General features: G+C 42.4%; 32 protein-coding genes. 3 read left to right on the top strand and 29 right to left on the bottom strand.

Features of this window, described 5'->3' with window-relative positions; genetic code table 11:
• Window positions 1-19 precede the first annotated feature (19 nt).
• Together LSG34_RS06465 and LSG34_RS06460 are read left to right on the top strand one after the other, a co-directional pair.
• Window positions 20-202, top strand: a complete 183-nt coding sequence (locus LSG34_RS06465; protein WP_233008013.1) for a hypothetical protein — start codon at window positions 20-22, stop codon at window positions 200-202.
• An 8-nt stretch (window positions 203-210) separates the two neighbouring features.
• Window positions 211-942: a tyrosine-type recombinase/integrase gene (locus tag LSG34_RS06460; RefSeq protein WP_233008012.1), complete on the top strand. Its 732-nt coding sequence runs from the start codon at window positions 211-213 to the stop codon at window positions 940-942.
• A 211-nt stretch (window positions 943-1,153) separates the two neighbouring features.
• On the opposite strand, the gene LSG34_RS06455 is transcribed toward LSG34_RS06460, so the two are convergent.
• The 29 genes from LSG34_RS06455 to LSG34_RS06315 all read right to left on the bottom strand — a co-directional run bounded on the left by LSG34_RS06455 (window position 1,154) and on the right by LSG34_RS06315 (window position 25,393).
• On the bottom strand, window positions 1,154-1,897 hold the full coding sequence (locus tag LSG34_RS06455; protein ID WP_233008011.1) for a hypothetical protein: 744 nt from the start codon (window positions 1,895-1,897) through the stop codon (window positions 1,154-1,156).
• Window positions 1,898-1,949: 52 nt separating this feature from the next.
• The gene (locus tag LSG34_RS06450; protein ID WP_233008010.1) at window positions 1,950-2,609 is read right to left on the bottom strand and encodes a sigma-70 family RNA polymerase sigma factor; all 660 of its coding nucleotides are present in this window, start codon (window positions 2,607-2,609) and stop codon (window positions 1,950-1,952) included.
• A 3-nt stretch (window positions 2,610-2,612) separates the two neighbouring features.
• Window positions 2,613-3,341, bottom strand: coding sequence for a flagellar type III secretion system pore protein FliP (fliP, locus tag LSG34_RS06445; protein WP_233008009.1), 729 nt, complete (start codon window positions 3,339-3,341; stop codon window positions 2,613-2,615).
• A 1-nt stretch (window position 3,342) separates the two neighbouring features.
• Complete coding sequence (locus tag LSG34_RS06440; RefSeq protein WP_233008008.1) at window positions 3,343-3,624, bottom strand: hypothetical protein; 282 nt, start codon at window positions 3,622-3,624, stop codon at window positions 3,343-3,345.
• The gene (locus LSG34_RS06435) at window positions 3,617-3,934 is read right to left on the bottom strand and encodes a FliM/FliN family flagellar motor switch protein (RefSeq protein WP_233008007.1); all 318 of its coding nucleotides are present in this window, start codon (window positions 3,932-3,934) and stop codon (window positions 3,617-3,619) included. Before LSG34_RS06435 ends, LSG34_RS06440 begins: the two co-directional genes overlap by 8 nt.
• On the bottom strand, window positions 3,935-4,711 hold the full coding sequence (locus LSG34_RS06430; protein ID WP_233008006.1) for a FliM/FliN family flagellar motor C-terminal domain-containing protein: 777 nt from the start codon (window positions 4,709-4,711) through the stop codon (window positions 3,935-3,937).
• Between the two features lie 2 nt (window positions 4,712-4,713).
• The gene (gene flgF / locus LSG34_RS06425; protein WP_233008005.1) at window positions 4,714-5,886 is read right to left on the bottom strand and encodes a flagellar basal-body rod protein FlgF; all 1,173 of its coding nucleotides are present in this window, start codon (window positions 5,884-5,886) and stop codon (window positions 4,714-4,716) included.
• Window positions 5,887-5,897: 11 nt separating this feature from the next.
• The gene (locus LSG34_RS06420) at window positions 5,898-6,314 is read right to left on the bottom strand and encodes a flagellar hook assembly protein FlgD (protein ID WP_233008004.1); all 417 of its coding nucleotides are present in this window, start codon (window positions 6,312-6,314) and stop codon (window positions 5,898-5,900) included.
• Window positions 6,304-7,140, bottom strand: a complete 837-nt coding sequence (locus tag LSG34_RS06415) for a hypothetical protein (protein WP_233008003.1) — start codon at window positions 7,138-7,140, stop codon at window positions 6,304-6,306. The genes LSG34_RS06420 and LSG34_RS06415 overlap by 11 nt, the downstream gene beginning before the upstream one ends.
• Window positions 7,127-7,597: a hypothetical protein gene (locus LSG34_RS06410; RefSeq protein WP_233008002.1), complete on the bottom strand. Its 471-nt coding sequence runs from the start codon at window positions 7,595-7,597 to the stop codon at window positions 7,127-7,129. Before LSG34_RS06410 ends, LSG34_RS06415 begins: the two co-directional genes overlap by 14 nt.
• Complete coding sequence (locus LSG34_RS06405; protein ID WP_233008001.1) at window positions 7,590-8,915, bottom strand: FliI/YscN family ATPase; 1,326 nt, start codon at window positions 8,913-8,915, stop codon at window positions 7,590-7,592. Before LSG34_RS06405 ends, LSG34_RS06410 begins: the two co-directional genes overlap by 8 nt.
• The gene (locus tag LSG34_RS06400; protein ID WP_233008000.1) at window positions 8,912-9,601 is read right to left on the bottom strand and encodes a FliH/SctL family protein; all 690 of its coding nucleotides are present in this window, start codon (window positions 9,599-9,601) and stop codon (window positions 8,912-8,914) included. The genes LSG34_RS06405 and LSG34_RS06400 overlap by 4 nt, the downstream gene beginning before the upstream one ends.
• Window positions 9,601-9,930, bottom strand: a complete 330-nt coding sequence (locus LSG34_RS06395; RefSeq protein ID WP_233007999.1) for a hypothetical protein — start codon at window positions 9,928-9,930, stop codon at window positions 9,601-9,603. The genes LSG34_RS06400 and LSG34_RS06395 overlap by 1 nt, the downstream gene beginning before the upstream one ends.
• Window positions 9,927-11,297 (bottom strand): flagellar basal-body MS-ring/collar protein FliF, encoded by a 1,371-nt coding sequence (fliF, locus tag LSG34_RS06390; protein WP_233007998.1) that lies wholly within the window; start codon window positions 11,295-11,297, stop codon window positions 9,927-9,929. The genes LSG34_RS06395 and fliF overlap by 4 nt, the downstream gene beginning before the upstream one ends.
• Window positions 11,298-11,341: 44 nt before the next feature.
• Entirely contained in the window at window positions 11,342-11,641 is a 300-nt protein-coding gene (gene fliE, locus LSG34_RS06385; protein WP_233007997.1) for a flagellar hook-basal body complex protein FliE, read from the bottom strand.
• Window positions 11,642-11,644: 3 nt separating this feature from the next.
• Entirely contained in the window at window positions 11,645-12,025 is a 381-nt protein-coding gene (locus tag LSG34_RS06380; RefSeq protein ID WP_233007996.1) for a flagellar basal body rod protein FlgC, read from the bottom strand.
• Complete coding sequence (locus LSG34_RS06375; RefSeq protein WP_233007995.1) at window positions 12,025-12,381, bottom strand: hypothetical protein; 357 nt, start codon at window positions 12,379-12,381, stop codon at window positions 12,025-12,027. The genes LSG34_RS06380 and LSG34_RS06375 overlap by 1 nt, the downstream gene beginning before the upstream one ends.
• Before the next feature lie 9 nt (window positions 12,382-12,390).
• On the bottom strand, window positions 12,391-13,512 hold the full coding sequence (locus LSG34_RS06370; RefSeq protein ID WP_233007994.1) for a flagellar basal body P-ring protein FlgI: 1,122 nt from the start codon (window positions 13,510-13,512) through the stop codon (window positions 12,391-12,393).
• Complete coding sequence (locus LSG34_RS06365) at window positions 13,509-14,102, bottom strand: flagellar basal body L-ring protein FlgH (protein WP_233007993.1); 594 nt, start codon at window positions 14,100-14,102, stop codon at window positions 13,509-13,511. The genes LSG34_RS06370 and LSG34_RS06365 overlap by 4 nt, the downstream gene beginning before the upstream one ends.
• An 8-nt stretch (window positions 14,103-14,110) precedes the next feature.
• On the bottom strand, window positions 14,111-14,857 hold the full coding sequence (flgA, locus tag LSG34_RS06360) for a flagellar basal body P-ring formation chaperone FlgA (protein WP_233007992.1): 747 nt from the start codon (window positions 14,855-14,857) through the stop codon (window positions 14,111-14,113).
• Window positions 14,858-15,007: 150 nt separating this feature from the next.
• A complete protein-coding gene (gene flgG, locus LSG34_RS06355) occupies window positions 15,008-15,793 on the bottom strand; it encodes a flagellar basal-body rod protein FlgG (protein WP_233007991.1) in 786 nt (261 codons plus the stop codon).
• A complete protein-coding gene (locus LSG34_RS06350) occupies window positions 15,793-16,458 on the bottom strand; it encodes a flagellar basal body rod C-terminal domain-containing protein (RefSeq protein ID WP_233007990.1) in 666 nt (221 codons plus the stop codon). Before LSG34_RS06350 ends, flgG begins: the two co-directional genes overlap by 1 nt.
• A gap of 1 nt (window position 16,459) precedes the next feature.
• Window positions 16,460-18,529, bottom strand: a complete 2,070-nt coding sequence (locus LSG34_RS06345) for a flagellar biosynthesis protein FlhA (RefSeq protein WP_233007989.1) — start codon at window positions 18,527-18,529, stop codon at window positions 16,460-16,462.
• A complete protein-coding gene (locus tag LSG34_RS06340) occupies window positions 18,516-19,595 on the bottom strand; it encodes an EscU/YscU/HrcU family type III secretion system export apparatus switch protein (RefSeq protein ID WP_233007988.1) in 1,080 nt (359 codons plus the stop codon). The genes LSG34_RS06345 and LSG34_RS06340 overlap by 14 nt, the downstream gene beginning before the upstream one ends.
• Window positions 19,595-20,302: a flagellar biosynthetic protein FliR gene (locus tag LSG34_RS06335; RefSeq protein WP_233007987.1), complete on the bottom strand. Its 708-nt coding sequence runs from the start codon at window positions 20,300-20,302 to the stop codon at window positions 19,595-19,597. The genes LSG34_RS06340 and LSG34_RS06335 overlap by 1 nt, the downstream gene beginning before the upstream one ends.
• A gap of 38 nt (window positions 20,303-20,340) precedes the next feature.
• Entirely contained in the window at window positions 20,341-20,604 is a 264-nt protein-coding gene (gene fliQ / locus LSG34_RS06330; RefSeq protein WP_233007986.1) for a flagellar biosynthesis protein FliQ, read from the bottom strand.
• Window positions 20,597-21,724 carry a tetratricopeptide repeat protein gene (locus LSG34_RS06325; protein WP_233007985.1) on the bottom strand — a complete coding sequence of 376 codons (1,128 nt, stop codon included), beginning with the start codon at window positions 21,722-21,724 and terminating at the stop codon, window positions 20,597-20,599. The genes fliQ and LSG34_RS06325 overlap by 8 nt, the downstream gene beginning before the upstream one ends.
• Before the next feature lie 378 nt (window positions 21,725-22,102).
• Window positions 22,103-22,408 carry a hypothetical protein gene (locus tag LSG34_RS06320; protein WP_233007984.1) on the bottom strand — a complete coding sequence of 102 codons (306 nt, stop codon included), beginning with the start codon at window positions 22,406-22,408 and terminating at the stop codon, window positions 22,103-22,105.
• A 300-nt stretch (window positions 22,409-22,708) separates the two neighbouring features.
• The gene (locus LSG34_RS06315) at window positions 22,709-25,393 is read right to left on the bottom strand and encodes a PKD domain-containing protein (protein WP_233007983.1); all 2,685 of its coding nucleotides are present in this window, start codon (window positions 25,391-25,393) and stop codon (window positions 22,709-22,711) included.
• A 526-nt stretch (window positions 25,394-25,919) separates the two neighbouring features.
• Between LSG34_RS06315 and LSG34_RS06310 the strand changes: the two genes are divergently transcribed.
• The coding region (locus LSG34_RS06310; RefSeq protein WP_233007982.1) for a hypothetical protein at window positions 25,920-26,285 on the top strand (366 nt) is incomplete at its 3' end.

Raw genomic sequence — 26,285 nt, 5'->3', positions numbered from 1 at the left:
CATGTTCAGGAGAGATTGTATGGCTGTCATAACTAAACGTGGTCAAGAGCGATATCAAGCCAAAATCCGTAAGACTGGCTACCCAGTGGTCAGTCAAACCTTTCTTTCAAAAGCCGTAGCAGAAAAATGGGCGCGGAAAATCGAATATGAAATGGATAGTGGCATTTACAAGTTGCTAAAGAAGTGGATACGGCTAAGCTGAGCTATTTTTTGGATAAATATTCAGATGAAGTCGCAACCACCAAAAAGTCCTGTGCAAATATTCGCTCACGGCTAAAGATCCTGAATACTCATTTGGGTCACTACGCCCTCTCTACACTCAGTCCTCTAGTGATAGCTAATTATCGGAATTATCGGCTTGATAAATCGGGGAAAAATCCAGATAAAGCTGTCAAGACAGAGACAGTCCGAAAAGAACTAAGTGTCTTAAATAGTGTTATCAAGCAATGTCTCACGGAATGGCAGATCCACATACCGAATGGCAACCCACTCGATAAAGTAAAACGGCCACCGAAAGGTAAATCAAGAACTCGCCGCTTAGAGTCAACCAATGGCCTATCTGAAGAACAACTGGCCCTAAATCAAGCTCTGAAAAGTAAAAGCATCATCGGCGACATACTGATCTTCGCACTTGAAACAGGGATGAGGCGTTCAGAAATCACGAAAATTGAACGACAGCATATTGACCTAACCAAACATACCATTGAATTACTCGATACGGAAAACGGTGATGGTCGAGTAGTTCCCCTTACTCCCAAAGCGATAGAGATCATAAAAAAGCAAAAGGTATCTGGCACTAAACTGTTCGACATTCGGCCAGACTCCGTCGGCCAAGCCTTACGAAGATTAAGGGAAAAATGTGGTATTAAAAATTTAACCTTTCATGACTTGACCTATCTCCCAAATCAGGAGCAGTGCAAGTTTGGATGTGACTATTCGTAATGTTAAAGATATCCGACTGCATAATTACTGGTTGGCCATATATAAAGGGTTCGGCGATGCCTAAGCTTGAAGTGGATGAAGCATTAAATTGAGCTGCTCAGTTGTACTAATCAAAGGTGAATGGCATATCCTGCCCATCCTAAAACATGCATTTGGGTTATTGATCAGACGCATCAACTGAGCCAGCGCTTAGCAGTGTAAGAAGTCTGATTTAGCTTTTAGCTCTTTCTTTTAATCTCTTTATAGTATCCGATAACTTTTTGTCTTTCCGTCTGTCTTCGATAACAAAATCAAGGAGTCTGCTCATTCTCTCAATTTTTAGGTTGTGCATATGAGCCCAGAATCCCATCAGGTACAACCCAGGTAGCGAATATGCAATTATTTCAAGCCAGCCGCCCGAAATAGGTGCTTTTTGCCAAGTAAAAAGAAGAGCAAACAGTCCTGGTACAATGCCAACTCTGCTAATCGCCCCCACGACTAATGAGATTCTTTTGTCGAAGGCATCTTTCCCAGACTTCAACTCAAGAGCTACAAGTTCTAATCTGCGTAAAGGATAGCGTGAGAACATGGGAAGGTATTTTGTATCCACCGCAGAACTCACGCTTATTTTAGTTAGTATGAGATTCTTCGGGTCTTTAAAGAAATTGCTTATGGATCTTCCATGCACAATCAGCATCACAAATGGTTGCGCAATACCTGCAATATAGGTTACTAATAAAAAATATAAACTAGGCGACCTTAACCATAAAAACCCAGTTATATCCATAATAAATATTAATATTAATGCTGAGAAAAATGATATTACACATGCACCAAGAACTAAGTTCTCAATATGATAGCGCCATTGCCTCTTCTTCTCTTTATCTTTATCTTTATCTTTATCTTTAATTAACTTACTTTCACACAATTCTATAACTTTGAAAACTCTCAGTATAGAGTCATTATTCTCAAACATATATGCAGAAACCTCTAAGAAAAAAACATTTAACAACACTCACTGAGAAGTTTTAGAATACTTCGATTTTTAGCATCGACAAAGCCTTTTGATGCAGCTTGAATACCTGACTCTTACTCACATCCAGGATGTCAGCTATGTCAGAAAAGCTCTTCTCTGTCAGATAATATAGATTTAATACGGCCTGAAGTTCGACGGGTAAGCTATTCTTTTTTTCAATTATTTTACTTAGATAGAGTTCATACTCCTGATCAGTATAAATATCACCACAGACATTATTGCTACCAAATACAGAGTCTTCTACTTCAAAAGATTCAGCCAGTAGAAAATCATATGCCAACTCGTTAACTATTGCAGATAACTTGGACATTCCAGAGACGTCCGACGCGATGACCTCCTCTAGAGTACTGGCAACATAGTCTGACTTATTTTTTCTAACACTGTTTATCCGCCAATCTTTTTCAGAAAACTTGAATATTGAGTTTAATATTGTGCCTCTGATCCGCAAACCTGCATACTTCATAAAGCTCTGTTCTTGTTCTTGATCACGGCTACTTACGGCCTCGAGTAAACCTAACAAAGCATACTGAATATAATCGCTATACTCCGCCTGAACAAAACTAGTTTTCCCATACAGTTCATGTGCAATGGAATATGCCCAGTTTTGATACTTCTCGTAATATAGCTCTTGAGTGCTTTTATAATCGGTCAAGAATCAGGTTCCGAAACTTCCAATCAAAGAACTGGCAAGTAAACTCCAGCCGTCGATAAGCACGAAAAGCATAATTTTAAGCGGTAAAGCGACAGTTATAGGCGGAACCATGATCATTCCAAGTGACATCAAGATACTGGCGACAATGAGATCTATTGCCAAAAACGGAAGAAAAATAACAAAGGCTATTTTAAAAGCTGTGGTTAATTCACTTAGCAGGAAAGCAGGAATCAACTGTATAAAGGACGTTTCGCTGACATTTTTTGGAGCTGCAGCTCCCGAAACGTCGACCATCATTGAAAAATCTTTTTCATCGGTTTGGAGAAGCATAAAGTTTTTTACAGGTATCGACGCTCTGTCAAAAGCTTCAGATAACTCAATTTTATTCTCCACGTAAGGGGTATATGCTGTATCAATAACTACTTGATAAACTGGGCTCATTGTAAATAACGTGAGAAATAACGCTAAAGTTATTAAAACAATATTAGGTGGCGACTGTTGCAAACCTATGGCATGTCTCAGCATTGCAAGCACTATAATTATTCGGGTAAATGCGGTTGTCGCAATCAATACAATAGGAATAAGCGACAATAAGCTGAGCCCGCCTAATATACGCAACTCGGGAGAGAACTCTTCCGCCCCTCCCAGCATAGTGTCAACCCAATTCACTTCCACTGCATGCACACATGGAACAAACACCATGAGTAGACCGATATATAAAGCCTTTTTCACTTCACTTCATTCCTGCATCTGTAACTTTTACATTCAACTTCTCGACACCATATGAAGATTCGTATAAAAGATATTCATATCCATCGTTGGTAATTTTGACAATAAATCTATTTTTCCCCAAGGAGGTGATCTCTGTCTTTAATTGTGGCAATGTCTTGTTCAGATTGTTACCACGCTTCTTCAACCAATACGCTATAGCTGCAAGCATCAGCAGAAATAAAATGATAACGATAATTCGGTAGGAATCGAACTCGTTGTCGGTTTTAAATGCTAAATCATCCATTAACTATCTCGGCCACTTTAGTTATTTCAATTGCATACTTATCATCAACAGCGGCAAGGTGGCCTTCAGCAACCAGCACATCATTCATAAATAGCTGTACCGGATGCTCAATACTTTCAACTAACTCAACTACATGACCTTTCTTCAGCTGTGTTAATTGCTCTACTGTTAATGTTGAAGTACCGATTACAGCGGTCAATTTTGCTTCAACATTTTTAACCAGATTTATATGAAACGCAGATATATTGGTTTCGACCATTTCTATATCATCAACCTGTGTGTAAGAAACTTTTTGCGTTTTGTCACTCATTTATTTATCCACCAGCAGTAAAGACTTTCTATTATTAGAATTAACGAGGAAACCTGTTAAACCAGACTCTGACTTCAGAGGTTTTAAGGTAAGAGGCTCAGTAAGCTTATGATCTAATTTGATGAGGTCACCAAGCTGCAGATTTAGCAGTTTATCAATAGCGATTTTCTCTGAAGATATTTCGATAGTCATCGGAAGTTGTTCATGCCTGAGACTACAAACACTTATTTGCAACGGAGGTATAGCCTCTGTTTTTTCTAAGGAACGAAGTCCCTGTACAAGTGCTGAACTCAATATCAAAGAAAAATCTTTTCCTTTCCAGCTTATCGATATTCTCAAAGCATTCTGATATTGAGGTTTGGTCGATACATTTGAAAAACTTAACTTCTCGGTAGTTGCTTTGCTATTTGTCAAACTTTTCAGAATGAGTGAACATAAAGATGAAAATGCGTCCTCAGTTACCGCATCAAGCAATACCTGCCCACATTCGTTCAAATTTTGAACACTAAGGCGCATAAGCTGGCTTTGATACCACTTCAGCTTGTCTCTTTTAAAATAGAAACTGACCCCATGCTCTGAATGCATACAGACGTCAAATGCATTTAGCCCTGTAAATCGATTAAAAGGTCGTCGTCCATCAGGACAAAATTCAACGGTTATTTCATCAGGATGGCTTGAAAACCATGTGTCGATCCATTTCGAAGTCTGTTCTAACAAAGCTTGTTTTAATTTTTGCCTGGACTGTTCAGTCAACAGAATGTGTGAAACCAGCGCCATTATTAGCCCCCTCTGGTATTCTCATACAGCTTCTCTAGTAACTGATCTGCTGCATTCAACACCCTTGAGCTGGCTTGATAACCCCGCTGAATAATTAACATATCAGCAAATTCTTGTGAAAGATCCACGTTAGACATCTCAATACTACGTCCAATGATTTCGCCGAAACGACCATCACCAGCAGAGCCGATAATTCGGCTTGAGTTATCATCAGCTTTAAATACGGCTCCACCAACAAGCTCAAGGGCTTTCTCATTCGAGAAAGAAGCTATCGCCAGCTTAGGTCCAGTCTGACTTTCACCATTTGAATAGGTGAATTTTATTGCGCCATTTTCAGTAAACTGCAAAGAGCTCAGCTTACCTAAAACATTTCCATCCGCAGCGGTAGCTGTAAGGGTTGAAGTTGTACCACCATTAACCGAAGTTGCTCCTGCATAACTGCCATTTTCACCAAAACTTACAGTGATTGGTGACAACCCCCCCATAGAATCTTCAATATTGAAACTCAATTGGTTAAAACCAGTTAACGGAGTTCCGTCAGTATCAAAGCGTATTTCTGCGGAATGAAGTACGGTGTCATCCTCTCCAACCACATCAACTAACCAACTGCCAGTGACACTGGTATTGTTATTAGAGAACTTCAGAGAGATTGTCTCTTCTTCTCCTAATTTATTGACAACTTTTATTGTGGATACTTCGTGGCTCACACCACCAGACGATAAGTTTCCCGCAATCTTCAATGAAGTTGTGGCTTGTGGAGCGGAAATTTGGAAGGCTTCAATGTTAAAATTGACTAATTGTCCATTTTCGTTAAATGCAGCAACGTTTGCCCCAGTATTTTTATCAATCAAATTACCAGTTTGGTCAAAGGTGAATTGACCAGCTCTGGTATACATCGTTTTTCCATCCTGAAGTAACACAAAAAAACCATCTCCGCCGAGTGCCAGATCAGTCACATTACCAGTTTGTTTTATATCGCCGCTGGCGAAGCGGTATCCTATGTCATCAAGTTGAGTACCATAACCCAGACCGTTTCCACCATTCAGACTTTTGTAAAAAGAATCTGTTCCGCGATATCCAGGAGTACTCATATTGGCGATGTTATTACTTACACTATCCAGGTTTTTTGAAAATGAAAATAAACCTGACAACCCTGTATAAAATGATTGAAACATACAATTAATCCTTAATTTTCAATGAGTCTGATTTGACTCAAAGTGATATTTTTCAATACCTCTCCCTGAGCATTTCTGACAGTTAAAGACGGGCCGGTAGAAGAGTAATATGCCTCATCAACACGTCCCTCAAAAGTTGCACCAACGTTTGTTAAGACCTCAACATTTTTACCCAAAATTGATAAAGACTGTTCTGACGAGCTCATCGCCAACAAACTTTGGAGATTGTCATTCGTGAGGCGCCCCTGCTCAAGAGTTGAGAACTGAGCCAACTGAGCGAGGAACTCCCTGTTATTTAATGGTTCAAGCGGATCCTGAAAGTTTAACTGCGCAAGAAACAACTCAACAAAATCCTCTTGAGAGATACTTGTATTGCTCATATCGGTAGCATTTGTACCCAACTGCCCCCCTATTGCGTCAATCGCCATAAACCCCTCCTAAGGCTTTACCGTTAATACTGATTTTATTTAATGTAACAGTCGAGCCAAATGGGTTAGCAGCGACTAATTTAGCCATGTGTGCAATTACTGATTCGCTCGAGTAGAAATCTCTAATCCAAATATTTTGCTTACCGTCTTTGGTTTGGGTGGTGATTAGACTTCGCTCCAACAATGGAGTGAGTGGAGCTAGAGGGATGGCTGTAAATGACTGATATGTATCTGAAACGGCAATTTTTTGCTCTCTAATTATGCTGAAATGCTGAATAGCTGCTTGCCCATAATCCCGAATAGATAAGTTTGCTTTTGCAGTGCTCTCAGAGTGCAACATAGAGGTTTGCAGCACAGTCGAAGCTTCATTAGTAGACTTGTTATTGTGAAGATCCACACTTAATAATTTCACAGTTTCATCTTTCGACAGATTCCCATCATTTCCTAAGGGGGTCTCAATATTGCTCGCAATCCAAAGCATAGGAATGGCATCGTATTCTACATTCCCAAAACTAAGGTATCTGGACTTCACTTCAGTCCGCTGATCTACTATTTCCGCAGCAAAGGAATCTGACTTTGGGTATGCATTATTTAATAAACCTAACAGATGTTCTGTAGGCTGAGCGTCAAATATTGAGTACTCGTTTGCAGGCCTGGCCATATCGGTTTCGATTGAGCGGTCTTGTAACAATGTATCGAGACCATTATTGCGTCCATTTTGCAACTCACTGTCATAACTACCAGGGTTAAATGCCAGTACCTTTGACTGTTTATTTACAGATAATAACTGCAGATCTGTTAAAGGCAGAGCATCAAAACTTATCATGCATTTTCACCTTATTTAGATAAGAAAGTGTCGCAATTTCATTCAGTTGCGATGCTTCTTGCTTCTCGGTTAACACCAGAACTTCTGCACAAAAAGCTTCTTTGAGTCTATCCAGATTATCAATCTCATCACGCGTCCGTTGCATATCCAACGACAGAAGATTCATTTGATGGCGACGTTTAACCAAATCATTTTCGCCCTGTTCGAGTTGTTCATTGAGCTGGCGGCTGTAATTAGTTCGGTTTTCTAATGTCGTCAGCACCTCTCCATTAAACTTGAATCCATGATCCAAAGAAGTGACCGTTCTCCGAATATCCTCTACCCGTATATTTTCATGACTGTAACACTGCTGCTGTTCCATCAATTCGTGAACTATTCCCCTTAATTTCATTTCAGGGAATTTGTTTAAAATACGGATCATGCGTAGTTTTTTATTCATTTTTGATAGATTAGACACTCGCACTCTCCTGCCATGAAGCTGTGATAGTTGCCAGACGCGTTTGGCCCGCAACTAAAGACTCAATGCTGCGAGTGTCCTGTAATAAGAAATCTTCTATTTGCAGCCATCGATTAGAGATACTTAGTAAACGGCCAGGATCTCCCCCCGCAACTCCCAATTCCATCAGCTCGCGGTTTTCCTGATATTGAACTATTGCCCTTTTGACACTCGCTACATTTTGAATATGAGCAGCACTGTTTATCTGCCTGAATAACCGACTTGTGCTTTTTAATACATCAATAGCAGGGTAATGAGCTCTTTCAGCCAACTCACGGGTTAAAACGACATGTCCATCCAGGATAGCCCGCACACAATCAGCAACCGGATCATTAAAATCTTCACCTTCAACTAAAACACTGAAAATGGCTGATATTGCTCCTCGTTGCCGGAAGCTGCCGCATCGTTCGATGATCGCTGGGATTTCAGAGAACACTGAAGGGGTATACCCTTTCACAGTCGGAGGTTCGCCAGTAGATAATCCCAACTCTCGTAATGCCATTGCAAAACGGGTGACGGAATCAAAGGTAAACAGGACGTTCTTTCCCTGTTCTGAAAAATATTCTGCTATCGCCATTGCGGTGTAAACTGCATGAACACGTATTAGCGGAGGCTGTTCAGCTGTAGCACTGATGACAACTGTCTTTTCCATCATGCCAGTCTCTGCAATGGCCTGGACAAATTCTTCCACTTCTCTTCCGCGTTCACCTATTAACGCAATAACATTCACATCTTCACTGATGTTGTGGCATATAGCAGCAAGCAATGTGCTTTTCCCCACCCCGCTGCCAGCAAATAACCCCATACGCTGGCCACGACCAATGGTGATGAAACTATCGATAGCTCTGATACCGGTTGATATAGGCTCAGTAATTGCCTTGCGGGTCAGAGGATTTATGGGTTCTTTATATAACGGATACTCTGTATAACTACAGAGCTCACCTTTGCTATCAATAGGGTTACCAAAAGCATCAACAACTCTGCCCAGCAAGTTATCCCCAACTTTGGCTACGGCCATTTTACCCGTGGCGTATACAATACTTCCTTGAGAAACACCCTTGATTCGCTGGTAAGGCATCAACAAAACTTTGTTTTTGTTAACCGCGACTACTTCCGCCACAATATTTTGACTACTAAATTTTGCGTGTACCTCACATATCTCTCCGATGTATGTATCGGGGCAGGTTGCTTCAATAACCATGCCTTTATTTTGCAACACTTTTCCATGGCGCTTGCAAACAGGTATTGTATCTAACGCAGTGAGGTATTTTTTTATCACTTTGGGTCACCAGCAAGGCGTTGAAAGGTTTCTGTGACCGACTGATAATTCTGGCTCAGGGAAAATTCTAAAGTCCCTGATGCTGATTTAATCTTATAACTGGCAACATCAAGCTCCGAGGAAGCTTTGAGATTTATGCCCTGCGGAAGCTGTATCTTGCATTGTTCGAACGCATTAAAATCAAACGGGCTCAAATGGATTTCAACACCTTGTTCCTCGGCGTATTCCCTTGCAATGTCACGCACCAAACCAGGTACGCGCTCTTTAAACTGCAAATGCTCAATCATCAAGACACTCAGTGCTTTGTGAAGCACTGCAATGCAATCAGCTTCTTCGGCTAACTTAACGTCCATATCGGCACTTGACCAGTCCTTTAACAATGACGATAAGCTTAAAGCCAGCTGTCTTAATTCCTCTTCACGGCTCAGCAAAACCTCTCGAGCTTCCACCTGTCCAGCCGCTTCCCCTTTTGCGAAACCATGTTCATAACCTTGGGCTTCTGCTTGTTCAGTCGCCTTAGCAAGTTCATGGGCAAATGCACTCGCAACCAAAGCCTGTTTTTGATCTTCAGTCAGTATGGCTAATGCTGCTTCTGCATCCTGCAATGGCGTCGTTTTCAGCTCTATTGTTGATGGAACTGATGGAGGCTTTGAGGGGGAATAAGTTTTAATAACAGCATGTTCCATTAGCTACTTTTCCCTTTTTCGCTTTCAAACCCGACCATGGCATTTTTTATAGACAGCTGCAGTGCAACAGGTAACTCAGACGTATTGTTTTGTACCTTTTCGATGAGGCGAGACAACTCTTCACCCATATGGTCAAACGATTGCTGCTGTTGAGGTACCGACGCAATCGAATGACGCCGTTCTGTTTTATGCTCCTGCAGCCTGGACTTTACAAATGCACGCACATCAGGGGTTAATCTGACGAAAATTATGAATCTGTCCCACCAGCTTATTTCACAAATAATATCCATCAAATGGCTGAGTCGATTGTCATCATTATTTGATTTCATATCCCCCCCTTCTGACTTAACGCTGCATTATTTAACTCAAGCAACAGAGTATTTCGTTGTTCAGCAGTCAGGCTCATCCTGCGCACAGTTCGATATACAAAAAAGTTACTCAGCAGCAATAGCAGAATAAACACGCTAATCACTTCAAAACTCAACCAATTTGTTTCATTTTTATCATGGTTCACTAAGGCGCTTTGAGCTGGCCCTGATGGAGTGGGCTGTGATATCCGCGCAGGTACTTCCGCATTGTCTTTTCCTGCGCCTACAGGCTTAAATACATTAATAGTCAGCATGTCCCCACGCTCAGGAACAATACCAACTCCTGCCGATACCAACTCCTGAATCTTAGTGCGTTCTTCTTGAGTTATATTGGCTAATAATGCAACAGCAACTGAAAGTCTGGTTATTTTACCCGGGCTAAATACAACTTCTTCGGTTTGGTTGCCGTGCATATATTCAACTTCAGAGCTGGATTCAGTATTTTGAACTTCAGCAGAAGCCGTATCGTCCCGACTCACTTTACGTTCTGTTTTTCGCACCAAAGCGCCTTTAGTATCATTGCCATATGGAACAACAGTTTGTACTGTTTGTTTCTTCTTGGTCAGATCTACAGCAATTTCTATTGAGGTGGCAAAAGTAGAAGGCTCAAAATACAAAGCTAATATGTGATCCACTTTGGCTTGCAGTGCTTTTTCAAGACTGGTTTTATAATCAACCAGACCAGCATTCTGCTCATTATTTGCATACCCAGTAAGGAGGTTGCCGTTTTGATCGATCAGAGTGATGTTTTCAGGACTGAGATCTTCAACCGCAGCTGCTGTCATATTTCGGATTGCAGCTACCTGCTCTTGTGTTAAATGATGGTTTGGTTCGAGACTTAAAGTAACAGATGCTTTTGCATTGTTACCCTCGGCTTTAAACAAACGACGCTCGCCAAAGGTTATATGTACTCTTGCACCTTTAATGAAAGACAAACCAGTCAGAGTTCGCTCCAACTCACCTTGAATAGCTCGTTGATAGGTCACCTTTTGAGTATGTTCTGTCATACCATATTCAACTGAATCATAAAGCTCTAAGCCCTGCGTATGATCGGCTCTGACAGACAACGCATTAAGATTCACACGCGCTTGCTGCATCACAGTTTCGGGTACTGAGAGTGCGGTGCCATCTGCGGACAACTGCACGTCAATTCCTTGTTCCTGCAACTTCTCAATCAGCGTGTTTGACGATTCAGGGGTCAAAGATTCAGCCAATACAACGTATGCCGGATTAACCACGTAATAAATGGCAGTACCAGCCGCTATCAGTATTAAAGTGACACCGACAGCAAACGAAATTTTTCCCGCTTTTGATATATTCTCAAACATAAACCACTTCATTATTAATTAACGATTCACTTTGAACACACTGATTAAAGTGGCATCTTCATGACTTCCTGATAGGCTTCCAACAGTTTATTTCTCACCTCAACGGCTAACTGCAGGGACATTTTTGCTTCTGACATTGCAAGCATCACTTCATGAGTGCTTATTTGCTCGCCCATTGCCATTTTTTCTAAAAGCTGGGCGCTTTGCACTAAATCAACATTAAGTTCCCCAACAGACTGCTGGATAGTATCGATAAAGCTTGATTGAATATTGTTCCGACTTATCAAATCAGATTCATGCACTGACAGTTCACTGCCAATTGCGGATACAGAGTCTATGACCATGGCTTACTTCCCTATTTCCAATGCTTTTCCACCCATCTCCCGATACGCATTAAACACCTTGATATTGGCTTCGTAATTGCGGCTCGCTTTGTTTAGAATCAACATCTGCTCAACCATATTGATGTCACTCGTATAGATAAAGCCTTGCGCATCGGCCTGTGGATTTTCAGGCTGATAAATGGCTTTCGCTGGTACATTCTGTGGAAGGAGTAACACATCCGTTTTATCACTGCTGGTTTGCACAACAGCTGAAAAAGGTTGAGCAACGTCAGCCTGGTTACCCCAAACCCGATTTGCATTAGCTATATTCAGACTTGCAGCTTCAATCTCGGCACGTTGTAATTTCATGCCCAGTAAACTGTTCTCATAAACACCCTCAACCATTAACTACGTCCTCCTATTGCGGTAGTCAACAAGTCCAGCCTGCGATTCAGGCCTTCAGCTAACGCTTTATATTTGCCGGAGACCATTATGGACTTTGCAATTTCCTCATCGAGTGAAACCTGTTTATCTGTTGTGGTGTAATGTTCAGAAAAGCTGTCAAAACTGCGATTAATCTCTTTGAGCATTAGATTTTTATCTTCAACAGTTGCGTTTTGAAAAGATGAATAAAACGCAGAAAAATCAACAGACTTATTCTCAGCTTCTACTCCAGAAACGTTCTGTGATATTACTTTTTGTTCATACTCAAGCGCAGACAAACGTAATTGAACCAGACCAACAATATCCAAATTATCCATTTTCAGTCCTTATTGAATAATGAGTTCTGCATGCAAACCACCACCTTTTTTAATGGTCTGCAAAATTGAAATAATATCTCGTGTAGTCAGATTGAGTTGCTGCAGAGAACTGACTAGCTCCGCCACATTAGTCCCTTGTTCATTCACATACACGACGTTATTGTCTTCATTTGCGGCAAGCTCCGTATCAGGTACCACTCTGGTCCCTATGCTGTCAGGTGCGCGCACCAGCACGGCTTCTGGTTGAGAAACCAGATAGTCGGTTGTAATAGTTAACTTTAAAGAGCCATACGAAATCATAACGTTGTCAACCATGACATCAGCGCCGGAAACTATCACACCGGTTTTTTCATTAATAATCACTTTGGCGCTGCGCTCAGGCTCAACCCGAACATTCTCAATGGCAGCCATCAGTGATACGACAGAGCGGTTAGTATTTGGCGTTATTCTTATGCGGCTGGCATGAACTGCCTCCACTTGAATATCCGAGAATTCGTTCGCTAATGTAGTAGCAACATTATTTGCAGTAGAGAAATCCTGACTATCCAAAATCAGATAAATATTCCCGTCTTTTGAAACGAAGTCATTATTTAAGCTTCTTTCCACTGTTCCGCCAGAGGGAACCACACCAGCAGTTGGGTGATTCTTTTGCATCAGATTGTCAAACTTCTCCAGTTGGTAGCCGCCAACAGAAACGGATCCCTGAGCAAGAGCATAAATTTCACCGTTAATAGCATTCAGAGGGGCTAACAGCAGTGTTCCACCGGTAAGACTTCTTGCATCACCCAAAGACGACACCTGCACGTCAATCTTGTCACCTGATTGGGCAAAAGCAGACAGTTCTGTAGTCACGATAACTGCTGCCACATTTCGGCTGTATATATCATTGTCAGCGACAACCACTCCAAAGTTTTGCAACGTATTTCGGATAGATTGAATAGTTGCCTTGGAACGTGCCGAGTCTCCTGAACCTGATAAGCCAACGACCAGACCATACCCAACTAAAGATTGACTTCGCACTCCATCAAAACGCGCTAAGTCCTTTATTTTCACACTGCCTTGAGCTGCAGCAACTGAGCAAATACCCAATAGTAATACTGCAGCCAGACCATATATTCCTTTGACTGTCATGCCAAACCCAACCATTTCATTGCTTTATAAAGAAACCCTGAGTCTTTACCGTCACTCACTTCACCCTGACCGGTAAAACTGATTTCTGAATCAAAGAGTCGGGTTGAGATCAATGTATTTTGGGAACTGATATCCGTAGATCTGGCTTTCCCTTTAATACCGATGGTCTGTTCTTCGCCATCAATAGTGATACTTTGTTTACCCTCAATCACCAGAATTTGATTATCACCAACCGCAGTAACTACGGCGGTCAATTGGGCCCGGATAAATCCGTTCCTCTTATTCGCCGCATCACCTTGCTGCTGCGAGGACATTCCGATATCCACATCAGTTCCCCACAATGGCTGACCATTTTTATTCTTAGCTGAGGCATCCACTCCCATAGAAAAATCACCCTCAGCTTTGTTACCGGCACTTGAGCTTGCCTGTGCATTTTCAAGAATGATGATGGTCACCGTATCACCCACTTCAGCAGCTCTTTTATCCGCTGTTAAAGACTGGTAGCCCGACACATCAAACTCGGAATCACTGGCAGCAGCATATGCTGTTATACCGACCATGACACAAACACACATTCTGAGAAGTTTCATGTATTAACCTATATTTTAACCTGACCGATACCTATAACTTTCGCCTCAACGGGTCGTAAAGCTTGCTCAACTAATATGCTTACTCTTTGCCCCAGGTAACCTGGAGCAAGAGCTCTGGCAACAGCCTGAATTCTTACTGCCCCATTTTCCATTTGTACTGTCACCTGATCACCTGTATTGACAGGTAATAATTGACTGATATCACTAAGCGATAATCGACTTCCCTGCTCTAATTCAACTTTCGTTACGTATCGAATATCAGGCAAAAACCTGTCCAGGTATTTAGCTGACTTAGCAGACTCTGCATCGATCCACTGCCAATCAATATCTTCTTCGCTAACAGCTTGATTCTGTTTCAGCTCAATCCTGGCAACAGCAACTCTCTGTTTAATGTCAGCGGCAACCCATGCAAAAATCTGTTTCTGTTCCACAGTGGTTAATACAACCCGCATCCTTTTCTGTCTGACGGCTGTATGCTCTAGTTGAACCTCTGATAACGGACTATCCAGACAAATATCTTTTGACGATACAAATCTGAAGCCATCGATACGGCGGCTGCCATTCATTAGGTTCGTTTGTTGCAAGAGTCGGCGAACCACATCCGCTTCATCCAGTTCAGCGCATACTTCCAGTAAAATGTTTTTTCGCCCTGTCACTTTGAAGTCACGTAATTCCAGGGATTCACCAATTAAACCTGCCAGTTGGCTTTGGCTAAACCATTGACGACCTGCGAGGATCGGCAATGGTTTAGCCATAAGCTCAGCGGGTATTTCACCGCTGAGTTGCCCTAAGCTGTTCAGAGTTACAGGGCTGACCAGTGTTAATCTTGATTCCTTCAACTCAAGCTCAGCAGCACTTAAGTACATAGCCAGGAACAATATAAGTACAACTATCGATCTCAAAACTCAGCGTCTCAGGTTGTTGATGGTTTCCATCATTTGATCGGATACCTGAAGAATACGTGCGTTTAACTGATAGCCCCTTTGCGCCATCATCAGATTGACCATTTCTTCATTCATTGAGACATTCGACATTTCACTGGCACCTTGTAACAAAGCGCCCATGCCTAACTCAGAAGGCGGAGCATAAATAGCTTCACCAGCCTCATTTGTCGCGAGATACAAGTTATTTCCGATACTCTGAAGGCCTTGTGGGTTATTGAATCTGACAAGTTCAATCTGGCCTAGCTGAATAAGATCAGTTTCACCATCCACCAAAGCTTCAACAGTCCCGTCACTCTTCACACTTAACTGTTGTGTGTCTGGTGGAATAGCAATATTAGAAGATAGCTTCATACCATTTTGAGTGATTAGATTTCCGTCAGCGTCCACCCGGAATCGCCCAGATCTGGTATAAGCCAGCTCACCACTGTCCAATTGAACTTCAAAATAACCTATGCCACTAATAGCAATATCAAGAGGATTATTGGTTTGCTTCAGTGTACCTGGGCTATGGTCAAGGCTGACCTCGCCAACGCCAACACCTGCACCAATGATGGATGTATTATCTGCATATTCCCGCGATGCAATCTGGGCCTGCTGACTATCAGGTTGAACCACAATATCAATAAAATTAACAGATGACTTCTTGAAACCTGAGGTAGAAGCATTGGCAATATTATTGGAGATAATATCGATCAATTTTTGCTGAGAATTCAAACCACTTTCCGAAATATATAAAGCATCAAACATTATTTACCTCCAATATCGCTAATACCTTTAGACAGCATTTCGTTATAGGTCTGTGCTGCCTTTTGTAAACTTTCCGTGTGCCTGCTCAGTTGCAACAGACGGGACATCTCATACGCAGGGTTTACATTAGAAGTGTTAATCGCGCCCTGCGTTACCTCGCCTTCAACATCCAGCAATCCACCCTCTGTGAGTTGATACAATCCATCTCCAGCCGGCCGAAGTTGAGCATTGGTTGTGGGTTCAACCAAATTAATTTTCCCTATTACCTTGCCGTTTTCAGAAACTTCGCCAGTGGACGAAACTGAAAACTCAGCACCTTGTAAGTTCATTGGTGCACCATCAACCAACAACTTGCCTCCGCTGATGTGAGTCAGTTGCTTTGATGCATCAATATGAAATGAGCCATTTTTTGTAATGTAGCGACCAGAATCTTTTTCTATCAGGAAAAATGCTTTACCTGTGATTGCGAAATTCAGTTCCTGTCCCGTCGACCTGACACTATGGCCATTGACTTTATGGACTAAGGTTTGACTACCGTCGAAACTCGAAGCAAAACTTTGGGCGTTATAACCTGGTGTATTTATATTGGATACGTTCTGACTCACAGCGCGTAACTGTTCCAGATTATTGGTCAGTGGGGTCAGATACAATTGGATCTCATCCATGTTAAGCCCCCTTCGCAACTAAGGTTGGAGACTCAGATACAGTCGCAAATGCTTTCACATTGGTGTAGGAAGGTATTTCGTCAACTGACAAAATACTCAGTTGGGGGATGACACGTTCCATCAGTTGATTCATCGCAAAGCGAACCGATGAGTGAGTGATCAACACAGGTGGCATTTTTTTGATCAGCAACTGCTCTGTTTGTCTGGTCAGTTGCCCAATTAAGTTGTCCAGCAGTCCGGGCTCAAGGGCTAAAGAGGCTTTGTCATTTTCCTTTGTTAAACCAGCAACAATCTGTCGTTCTACTTTAGGAGACAAAGTAATTACGTTGAGATTACCTTCATTATCAACAAGACCAGCACAAATCTGCGACTTCAGACGTACCCGGACATGTTGTGTCAAAGTCAGAATATCTTTGCTATGACGTCCTTGCTCTACCAAAACCTCCAGAATTAACTCGAGGTTATGAATTGGAACCCGCTCTTTTAAAAGATGTTTCAATACCTTCTGAACATCACTATAAGACAATACACCCGGCACCAATTCATCCACCAGGCTGGCACTGCGTTTTGCTAAAACCGCAAGCATTGATTCCGTTTCAGCTCGTGTCAATAACTCGTGGGTAAAGCCTTTGACCACTTCGGTAACATGAGTCAATAACGTCGTTTCAGCATCAACCACTGTGTAGTTTGCTTGTCGGGCTGCGTTTAACTGAGACTCCTCTACCCAACAAGCAGGCAATCGATAGGTGGGTTCTTTAGATTCAATCCCTTTTACTGCAGTAAATTTGCCGGCGGGGTCGATGATTAGATATCGGTCGACATACAGAACACCCGAAGCAACATTGGCACCGTAAATTCGTATTTTATAGTCATAGGCTTTAAACAGAGGCTCAACCGTAACGCGTATATCTGCAATCAGGTATCCGGTCTTTTTAAAATGGTTCGCTTTAAAACCACTCAGTCTCTCCATAAAGACGTTGCCGTTACGCTTTAGGAAATGTTCTATTTCAGTTGAAACTAAAATCTCAATAGGCGCTGTATGAGTTAATCCATACGCATCTTTTTCTGGTTGAACATCAAGCGCTTGATCCTTAGGCACAGTATCTGCTTCTGTCGCTGTTTTTTGTTTCAGGCTCATCCATGACAGCGCCAAAAATGCTAAAGACATCAGAGCAATAGGAAATGAAGGGAAAGATGGTACAAAAACTAAGCAGCCTAACATTAAACCTACAATCACCAGAGTTTGTGGGGAAGACATGGCTTGCTTCGAGATCTCCTCGCCCAACTTCGCATCTGAAGCGGCTCTGGTGATCAGGATCCCTGTAGCCACAGCAATGATCAAAGAAGGGACTTGAGTGACAATACCGTCACCAATGGTCAATAAGGTGTAATGTTCCATGGCAACACCCCAATCAAGTCCTTTTTGAGCAACCCCAATAGAGAGTCCGCCAATAATATTGATCAGGATAATGATAATGCCCGCTATGGCATCGCCTTTAACAAACTTAGTAGCACCATCCATCGCGCCATAAAAATTCGCTTCCCGCTCAATATCTTTGCGCCTTGTTTTGGCCTGAGTTTCGTCAATAAGTCCCATGTTCAGGTCGGAGTCGACGCTCATTTGCTTACCAGGCATAGAATCCAGCGTAAAACGGGCAGCAACTTCCGCTACCCTTTGCGCGCCATTGGTAACCACTACATATTGAATAACAACCAGAATAAAAAACACCACCAGACCAACAACGTAATTGCCACCAACCACATAGGAGCCGATAGAAGAAATAACAACACCTGCATCTCCGTCATTGAGGATCAAACGGGTTGCAGAAATGTTCAGACCTAACCTGAATAAAGTTGCGATTAACAGTAAGGAAGGAAAAGTAGAAAAACTCAGCGGCCTTTCACTATAAAAGGTCAGCAATAAAATCAGCAGTGCAAGACTGACATTCAGGATAAGAAGAATATCCAATACAGCAGCAGGTATAGGCACAAACAGCATCAACATAATTGCCATCAGTGCCGTCACCAAAAACAGCTCGTTTTTTCCTTTCATCAAATTAACGCGCAGCATAGCTTCCTCTGAAACCTCCACGTTTACGCTGATAGAGCCACTGATAAATGGGTCCTAGTTGAGCATAAAAAGCAGGCGAAACATGACCATTTAACTGACATTCCCGATACATCTTTTGAGCCAGAGCTTTATCACGAATAACTGGAACATTGTGTTTTCTGGCTAAGGTCCGGATCTTAAAAGCCAGACCACCTTTTCCCATAGCAACCACCTTGGGTGAAATCATAGTTTTATGGTCATATTCAATAGCAATAGAAATATGAGTCGGATTGGTTACTATGACATCTGCTCTTTTTACATTGCTCAGTGCGGCTGTTTTTTGCAGTAATTCCTTTTGGATTTTCTTTTGTTTGCTTTTTATATCCGGTGAGCCTTCCCTTTTTTTATGTTCATCTTTAACATCCTGCTTACTCATCATCATTTTTTTCATGAAATCCCATTGTGTAAAAGCATAATCGACTAAAACAACGGGAATCATTGAAACAGCAAACCACAGTAAAAGCTTTCCAACGGTATATAAAAAATACCCCGGCACCGCTTGCGGGCTTGAACTAAATAAACCAACCGCGTTTTCCAATAATGAAGGCAGTGTTAAGTACCAGACCAGACCAAATATGGCTAACTTCACTATGCTTTTAAAAAACTCGAATAAAGTTTTCTTAGAGAATATTTTTTTTATTCCCTGAGCTGGATTCAACCTATTAAAGTCTGGTGTAAGTGGATGTCCGGACAATACAAAACCAGTTTGCAACACACTAAAAAATATATTGAAGAATGCAATAACCAAAATAATGGGCAATACTATAAATATCAATTTCATGCTCAAATCAATAAATAGCGAAATCAATACCTGAGGAGAAAAAACAATCTGGCCTGACAAGAGTATTAAATTACGGGAAATAACAGATATATCACTTGCCATTTTTTCACTGAAAATAAAAAACACAGCAACAATAACAAGTAAACTGAAGAAAAAACTAAGGTCCTGTGATTTAGCTACCTGCCCTTGTTTTCTGGCCTCACGTAGTTTATGTGAGGTTGGTTTCTCTGACTTATGATCAGCCATCAGGACACCATTCCATGTAACTGCTGAAACATAAGTTCAAAAATACGTCTGATGCTCTCGCCTGAACTTTTTATCATCGCCGCCAAAACAATCAAACCAATAGCGATCTTAAAGGGTAACATTACAAAATAGATGTTCATTTGTGGCATAGCTTTAGAGACTGCACCAGTAGCTACATCAACACACCAGATAATAAGGATCACGGGAGCAAACAAAAGCAAAGCAAGCACAAAACAGCTGGTCAGAAAAGGAACTACTTTGTTCAGCCAAAACCAGTTATCTGCGCTGCCAAGAGGGATCAACGCAAAAGAATGCCACCAAAACATAAATAGCTCTCGGTGAAACCCAAGAATAAAAAACAGAGTCGAAATTAAGGCCAGATAAGCTGTGCCAATTAATGCTTCCTGTGTTTGATTACCGGGGTCGATCACACCCGCAGCACCAAAACCTATTTGCAAATCAATCAGTCGTCCAAAAAACAAAACGGTGCCGTAAGCAGCGACAAAAACCCATAAGACGCCAAAGCCAAAAATTAACTCGGCTACGTACATCTTTAATAAACCTGATTCAACAGCAACTGGGGTTTGGTTATAAGCCACAAAAATTGCAGTGAATACCAATAGCAGCACAACACGAACGAAAGTGGGCAGATAACGGAAAGGTCCCATAGTACTGATCATGGCAGGTGATAATCGTGCCAGAATCAAGAAAAACTCATGTATGCTTACTACTTGTGCCTGGGCCATTACATACTCGCAATACCAGCAAATATAGACTTGCTGTATTCCATTAAAGACCCCAGCATCCAATGCCCCAACATTGCTAAGACAAACAGCGCCACAAATATTTTTGGTACAAAAGTTAGGGTCATTTCCTGAATTTGAGTAACAACCTGTATCACACTCACCAGTATTCCAACGGCCAAAGTCGATAGCAAAAGAGGCAAGGCAATTTTCAACGACAGCTCAAACATTTCAGACATAGCGTTTAGTGCAAATCCACTATCCATGAGTCTTGCTGTCCTGTAACTTTTCAAGCTTTTCTAAGATAAGTCGCTGGAAAGATACACCATCCGCAGCAGAAGCTTTCAACATAAGCTGAATCAACTGCTCAGCCTGCGCAGTCTCACCTTTTGCATTCAGTAACAAGGCATGGGCATAACGTCCTGTAAAGCCTCGTTTATCCAGTCTTATTGCCTTATCAACAAAAACTTCAGCGCTATCAATATCATTATTATCTAAAGCAACAATAGCCATGCCCGCCTGCGAGTCTGCAAACGTTGGGTCCGTAGCAAAGGCCGCACGAAATGCAGCAAATGCTGCTTGTTTATCTCCCTGCAAATACTCTGTCCAGGCTAGCATATGCCAGCTACCCAGATGAGTAGGCATCAGACTGGTCGCAATTCTGAGTGCATCTCTGGAAGAGACAAAATCAAGTTTTTCAAACGCCAATTGACCTTTTAACGCCCAGGCTCGCCCCTGATTTGGAAATCTATGAATACAGTAATCAACCAATTCCCCGGCCTGACGATAATGACGTTGTTCAATAAATAAAGAGGCGAGAGCAATACGGGCGAGATATGAGTCTGGTAATTCACGAAGAGCAGCTTCTGCGCATACACGCACCTGATCAAACTGCCCTACTTCAAAATAAAGTAAAGACTTGAGCTCATTGATTTCAGGATGCTCCATATCATCCTGCAATAAAGAAAGCGCTTGTTCCACTTTAAGCTGCATATAGAGAGCTCTTGCCACAAGCAACTTACTAGAAGGCGAGGATTGTATTTCACTTTGATAAGTCGAGTGGAAATCAGAAATGTCATCTAATTTGTTTAGCAAAAACAATTGAACTAAGGAATAGTAAACAAAAGCACTTCTATGCTCAACAGAGTGCTCTAGCACTGGTAGGTAAGATGTAACAGCCTGAAATTGACCACTATTGAGAAGGTATTCAACAACTACAACAGCAAATTTTGCTTCAATAGACGCAGGATTCCCCAACTGATCGATCAGAGCATTTGCCTGCTCTGGTTTCCCCTCCCGAAGACTGCAACTAAGCAGATCAGCCAGTAGCAATGTATTACTTTGGTTTTTACTCCACAGAGGAAGAAGTGAATCAAAATCTGTCATCAGTATCCCTACAACCAGTCCTGCCGAGTTCATCCCTAATGTGGCGAACAACAACGATAGCTAACCGACTTGATTATAAGCATAGGAAAAGGAACAAAATCAAATGTTTTTTTACTACTCTATCGACCCTGTCAATGAAACATGCAAACCATGTTTCATTGACGTTAATCAAAAATAAAATATAAGTTTAGTTCATGTCCACGATAAAATTCCCAGCATGGTTATGGATAAGCAAGAGTTCCCCTGATAACCATATTTGAGAAATATCGCTCAGGTATCGGCGCAACTTATTACATGAATCAAGAACAGCGAGATCGTTGTACATAACAAAGCAGACCTCTTGATCTGCTTTGTTTGTCACGAGTTATTATGCTGTTATCACACCGCCTGCACTTTTCTACGTATAAAAACAGTGGCACAGAGCAGCAATAACCACGAAAGGCTGCCGGAACCGCCGCCGGAATCAGATGAAGATTCGTCTGGAGTATTAGTGTCAACCGCAGGCGGCGGCGTAGTGACAGGCTTTTCAGCTATATGATAATCGGTAAGTCGATAAAGAATGCCCTCTTCTTCAATAGCCACTAATCCAACACCTGCTGCGAAATAAAGGGTTGTGTTGTAATTTGCGTTGACCTGATAACCATCAATGGTGGTATTGGTCTCGGCATGAACCAGGCTTGCCACAACATCAAAGTCTCCAGCTGGCGTCTGAAGGCTTACGAGCCTTGCCTCTACAACTGCATCCCACGAGGTGTTGTGTTTTCCGAAAGTAGGCTGAATGTTCAGTTGCCCCGATCCGGTCCGGGAGTTGTTTTTATTCAGTTCAGATACTTCATCAAAGGTAAAGTCCGCAGTGTAAGAATTGCCGTCAGCCTGAGTTTGAGATAAATAATAGCCATGGAACAGTAATGCATGATTTAAAACAATTATTTAGCAACAAAGGCAAGTACCATTTTGCAACAGTACCTGCCCACACTTTTTCCGTTAATGCTGAGACTTAACGACTTTGTTTGGTTCTAACAGTAAACGCTTATTTGGTGTTAAAGAACCAGCAGGTAAGTTAAGCCTGTCTGTAACTGCAGAGTCAGTGGGTTGTGCAGTCTGATTCCAGTAATCAAACGACATCTCCTCATAAAAATTCAAACGAGGCCCCAGTCCATAAACTATGTACTCCGGGCTTGTGCTGTTTTGTCTGTATACCTGAGACTCCAGGACGTAAATTCTTTTCCCCAGAATACCGTCTTCAACTTTCAGTAGTTTCCAGTCACGACGGCTGCAACTTTGTTGTGGATCATCAGCGCACATCCTTCTGTGTATTTCCAGATGCTGTTTTGCTCCTGACATGCTGTCTTTGGTCCAACTGAACCCTGTATTAAATTCTGGTGTAAATTCAGGAGGGTTTGAGCTTGACAGCGCCATAGTATAACCCTGGCCATCTTCCCGGAACTGGAAACCAAAATAGACTAGCCCGTTATCCCATAACAGCGTACCGTCGTGCCAGGCATCTTTTGCCCACAGGTTGATAGTGCCCTGCCAATACATATCTTCGGTGTTGATCTGCTCAAAATCACTAAAGTCAGAACCATCGAGTTTCACTGCATAATCTAAGTCTACAGCGATCAAATTGCCGTCAATGTCGTATGCAGAGGTAAATACCTGTATGTCATTACCAACCTGGTCTAACTTCACAACCTCCAGTGAAGTTCCATCGTCTAGATCAGCAACAAAAGCGCCCTTTGCATTAATTTCCCAGGTAAAAGGAACATTCTTCTCTAGCGCTGTTCCGGTACCGTCTGTATTAATGTCAAAAATATCAAACAACATATCAGCATAACCAAGGCCATCATCACCTGCATAGTAGTAACGATCAAAGGCCCATTGCCCCGCCATATCCGCAGCAGACAGATTCTGAGTTTGCAGTTTGTCGCCGTTACGCAGCAGTTGATCAGAGGAAGATGAATAACTGACCCCTTCCGGGTTAATCAGAACGTTGTAAATGGTCAGGGGAGTCATAGTTTCGATACCATGAGTGACCACACGGTAAGTGTCGGTTAATTCACCTTTAACAATACGCTGCATCGTAGCCATAGTCGGAACCTGAATTACTTCAACATAGTTAATGCCGTTATCCAGCAAATATGCAACCTGCTCTTCAGTTAAACCAGCAACGCCTACCGCCACGTCAGGATAATATGCAGTCCCCATACTTTCCAAATAAGTTAACTGCACTTTTCCGTCATTAATACTCCAGTTAAAACGATTAACACCATGACCGTAGCTTTCGGAACCAGAACCGTCAGCTTTAAAGTCATATTTGTCCCCCCCTCTGGAAAGGAAACCAGCAGCTGCAGGAGACACCTCAAAATAAACACTCGCCAGCGAGTCCGCATCTACCGGTGCCGTTAACTCAGGGTCAGCAATAATTTCGTTAACTGTTGCAGTCACAATACCTGGGACGGACGCTTCTGCTGTAGCTACGTAGTTATTGTAAGCTTCAGTATTGGTTAGCAGCTCAAGAACATTGGAGATCCCTTCCGGCAACGCAAAATCGCCCCCCTGCGTCACTAGTTTAACCACCGCAGCCGCCTCAATCAGTTCATCCGGGCTCACTGACTTTTCAACAACAGTAAAAGCGTCAAGATCTGTCGGAACCTCATTATTGTTCGCTTGAACAATTAACGAATACAAAGCCGTCGACATGGCGTTAATGCTTACAGTGTTTGGTACAGCATTCTCAGCATTGGCGTAAACTAAATTGATAAGCTGATCAACCATAGAAGCAGCTGCAGGTTCAGCTGTATCAGCGTCAAGTTGGTGAATAAAAGTGTAATATTCCACCCCATCCATTGCTTCAGAGCTGGCGGTTACACTGGTAAACAAATTAGTTTCGTCATCGTCTGCCGTAATCGAAAGATTAAAACTACCAGTTTCATCTGTTGTCGCACTAAAACTTTGACCTGCCAGAACAGCAGTCACCGCAGAGTTGGCAAAAGCCTCTTCAGCAATAACACCTGAAAGTGTATAGCTGTTGAGTTGCTGAGTGATAGTGACATCCTGACTCAGAGTGGTGGACTCGTTGTCATCATCGGTCACCGTAACGCTGAAGGTAAGCGCCGTATTTTCGGTAACACTGGGGGCAGTAAATGTAACTGTGCCGGTACCTATACCAGCAAGTTCTACTGTTGGTCCACCTGTTTGAGTCCAGGAATATGAACTGATTTCACCATCCTGATCTTGCGCTGTGACACTTAGTTCAGCACCCGACTTCTCAGTAACAGTAGCAAAGGAAGCGGCCAGTTCAGGTAGAAGGTTATTAGCTACAGTCACTGTCACATCGGCAGTTGCAGTTTGGTTAGCGCTGTCTGTAACTGTGACCCGAAGAACTGCGGTACTATCCGCCGAAACCGCAGGAGCTGTTATTCCTACAGAAGCGGTTGATACATCTGTCAAAGCAAGTGTTGGCCCAGAAACCTGAGCCCAACTGTAACTTAACTCTTCTTTATCATCCTGACCAGTTGCAGTCAAAGTAAGACTTCGACTCTCTTTCACCTGAGCGGTAGCAGCGACCGAAACAACAGGAATTTCGTCTTTATCATCGTCGGAGCAGCCTGCTAAAAGAGCTCCGGCGAACAATCCGATGTAGATTTTATGTAATCTATTATTTTTCATCAGTACTTCCTTGAATGGATACTTATAAACATCAGCTCTGCTTCACAAATACGGTATCCGGCGTTAAGCCTTGCACTCAGGTCACACGACGACTAACCATCGCTATCCCTTGCACTTTAGAATGACCAAACTGGAAGAAAGCTTCTTTTATACATTCCACAGAAAACTGAAATCGTGCACAGTTATTTTTATTTTCAGCAAAAAAAAATTCTTTAACTATTGTTCAACTGACATTGGTCTAACTACTCAGCAGCCCTTTATCCTTGTCATACCTGAGGCTGCAGCCATTAAAATATGCTGTACTGCGCAGTTGACCGGCGCTCAACGTATCCTGATAACCGCTGCCCTCCAGCCGGTAACCATACACCTCATCCCCTTCCCGGCTCCAGGCTGAGGTGAAGCTGGTTTAGTTGGGGCAGAGCAAAGGGGGCGATACAGTTTGTTTGCAACTAAATAGTTTTGAGTCGTTTTTATGCTGTTGATTGCATTGATGATATTCGCATTCCGCTTGTGACTTTGTGCTCACATGGCCCACAAGGCGTTTTGCCGTAAAACTCGTAAGAACCCTGCGTTTTCCACTAAAGTGCATACTCACAAAAAACCAGACTGGGCCATTGTTGAAATAATCCGCTTAAAAGCCCTGATGCCGGATTCTGGCTGCAGAGCGCTGGCTGACATTTTTAATCGCCACTTTGCAACGCAAAGGGTCTCCGTGGGTAAAACCTGGGTTGCCAATACCCTGCAACAGCATCGCCATGCCGTGCTATTAAAACGCAAAGAGCTAAAAACCAAACCAGCTTATCAGGTTCGGCCTTTTCGGTATTGGGGAATGGATTTAACCGGTGTCACTGATCAGCAAGGCACAACTCATACTGTATTGGGGCTATGTGAA

Source organism: Rheinheimera faecalis (assembly GCF_021290965.1).
Classification (GTDB): domain Bacteria; phylum Pseudomonadota; class Gammaproteobacteria; order Enterobacterales; family Alteromonadaceae; genus Pararheinheimera; species Pararheinheimera faecalis.
This window is presented reverse-complemented; position numbering and strand designations above follow the sequence as displayed.

Bases quoted from the DNA above. Each gene is read 5' to 3' on its own strand.
- LSG34_RS06465 (WP_233008013.1), top strand. From the start codon at position 20: ATGGCTGTCATAACTAAACGTGGTCAAGAGCGATATCAAGCCAAAATC.
- LSG34_RS06455 (WP_233008011.1), bottom strand. From the start codon at position 1,897: ATGTTTGAGAATAATGACTCTATACTGAGAGTTTTCAAAGTTATAGAA.
- LSG34_RS06440 (WP_233008008.1), bottom strand. From the start codon at position 3,624: ATGGATGATTTAGCATTTAAAACCGACAACGAGTTCGATTCCTACCGA.
- LSG34_RS06435 (WP_233008007.1), bottom strand. From the start codon at position 3,934: ATGAGTGACAAAACGCAAAAAGTTTCTTACACACAGGTTGATGATATA.
- LSG34_RS06430 (WP_233008006.1), bottom strand. From the start codon at position 4,711: ATGGCGCTGGTTTCACACATTCTGTTGACTGAACAGTCCAGGCAAAAA.
- flgF (WP_233008005.1), bottom strand. From the start codon at position 5,886: ATGTTTCAATCATTTTATACAGGGTTGTCAGGTTTATTTTCATTTTCA.
- LSG34_RS06420 (WP_233008004.1), bottom strand. From the start codon at position 6,314: ATGGCGATTGACGCAATAGGGGGGCAGTTGGGTACAAATGCTACCGAT.
- LSG34_RS06415 (WP_233008003.1), bottom strand. From the start codon at position 7,140: ATGATAAGTTTTGATGCTCTGCCTTTAACAGATCTGCAGTTATTATCT.
- LSG34_RS06400 (WP_233008000.1), bottom strand. From the start codon at position 9,601: ATGGAACATGCTGTTATTAAAACTTATTCCCCCTCAAAGCCTCCATCA.
- LSG34_RS06395 (WP_233007999.1), bottom strand. From the start codon at position 9,930: ATGAAATCAAATAATGATGACAATCGACTCAGCCATTTGATGGATATT.
- fliF (WP_233007998.1), bottom strand. From the start codon at position 11,297: ATGTTTGAGAATATATCAAAAGCGGGAAAAATTTCGTTTGCTGTCGGT.
- fliE (WP_233007997.1), bottom strand. From the start codon at position 11,641: ATGGTCATAGACTCTGTATCCGCAATTGGCAGTGAACTGTCAGTGCAT.
- LSG34_RS06380 (WP_233007996.1), bottom strand. From the start codon at position 12,025: ATGGTTGAGGGTGTTTATGAGAACAGTTTACTGGGCATGAAATTACAA.
- LSG34_RS06375 (WP_233007995.1), bottom strand. From the start codon at position 12,381: ATGGATAATTTGGATATTGTTGGTCTGGTTCAATTACGTTTGTCTGCG.
- LSG34_RS06370 (WP_233007994.1), bottom strand. From the start codon at position 13,512: ATGACAGTCAAAGGAATATATGGTCTGGCTGCAGTATTACTATTGGGT.
- LSG34_RS06365 (WP_233007993.1), bottom strand. From the start codon at position 14,102: ATGAAACTTCTCAGAATGTGTGTTTGTGTCATGGTCGGTATAACAGCA.
- flgA (WP_233007992.1), bottom strand. From the start codon at position 14,857: ATGGCTAAACCATTGCCGATCCTCGCAGGTCGTCAATGGTTTAGCCAA.
- flgG (WP_233007991.1), bottom strand. From the start codon at position 15,793: ATGTTTGATGCTTTATATATTTCGGAAAGTGGTTTGAATTCTCAGCAA.
- LSG34_RS06350 (WP_233007990.1), bottom strand. From the start codon at position 16,458: ATGGATGAGATCCAATTGTATCTGACCCCACTGACCAATAATCTGGAA.
- LSG34_RS06345 (WP_233007989.1), bottom strand. From the start codon at position 18,529: ATGCTGCGCGTTAATTTGATGAAAGGAAAAAACGAGCTGTTTTTGGTG.
- LSG34_RS06340 (WP_233007988.1), bottom strand. From the start codon at position 19,595: ATGGCTGATCATAAGTCAGAGAAACCAACCTCACATAAACTACGTGAG.
- fliQ (WP_233007986.1), bottom strand. From the start codon at position 20,604: ATGGATAGTGGATTTGCACTAAACGCTATGTCTGAAATGTTTGAGCTG.
- LSG34_RS06325 (WP_233007985.1), bottom strand. From the start codon at position 21,724: ATGACAGATTTTGATTCACTTCTTCCTCTGTGGAGTAAAAACCAAAGT.
- LSG34_RS06315 (WP_233007983.1), bottom strand. From the start codon at position 25,393: ATGAAAAATAATAGATTACATAAAATCTACATCGGATTGTTCGCCGGA.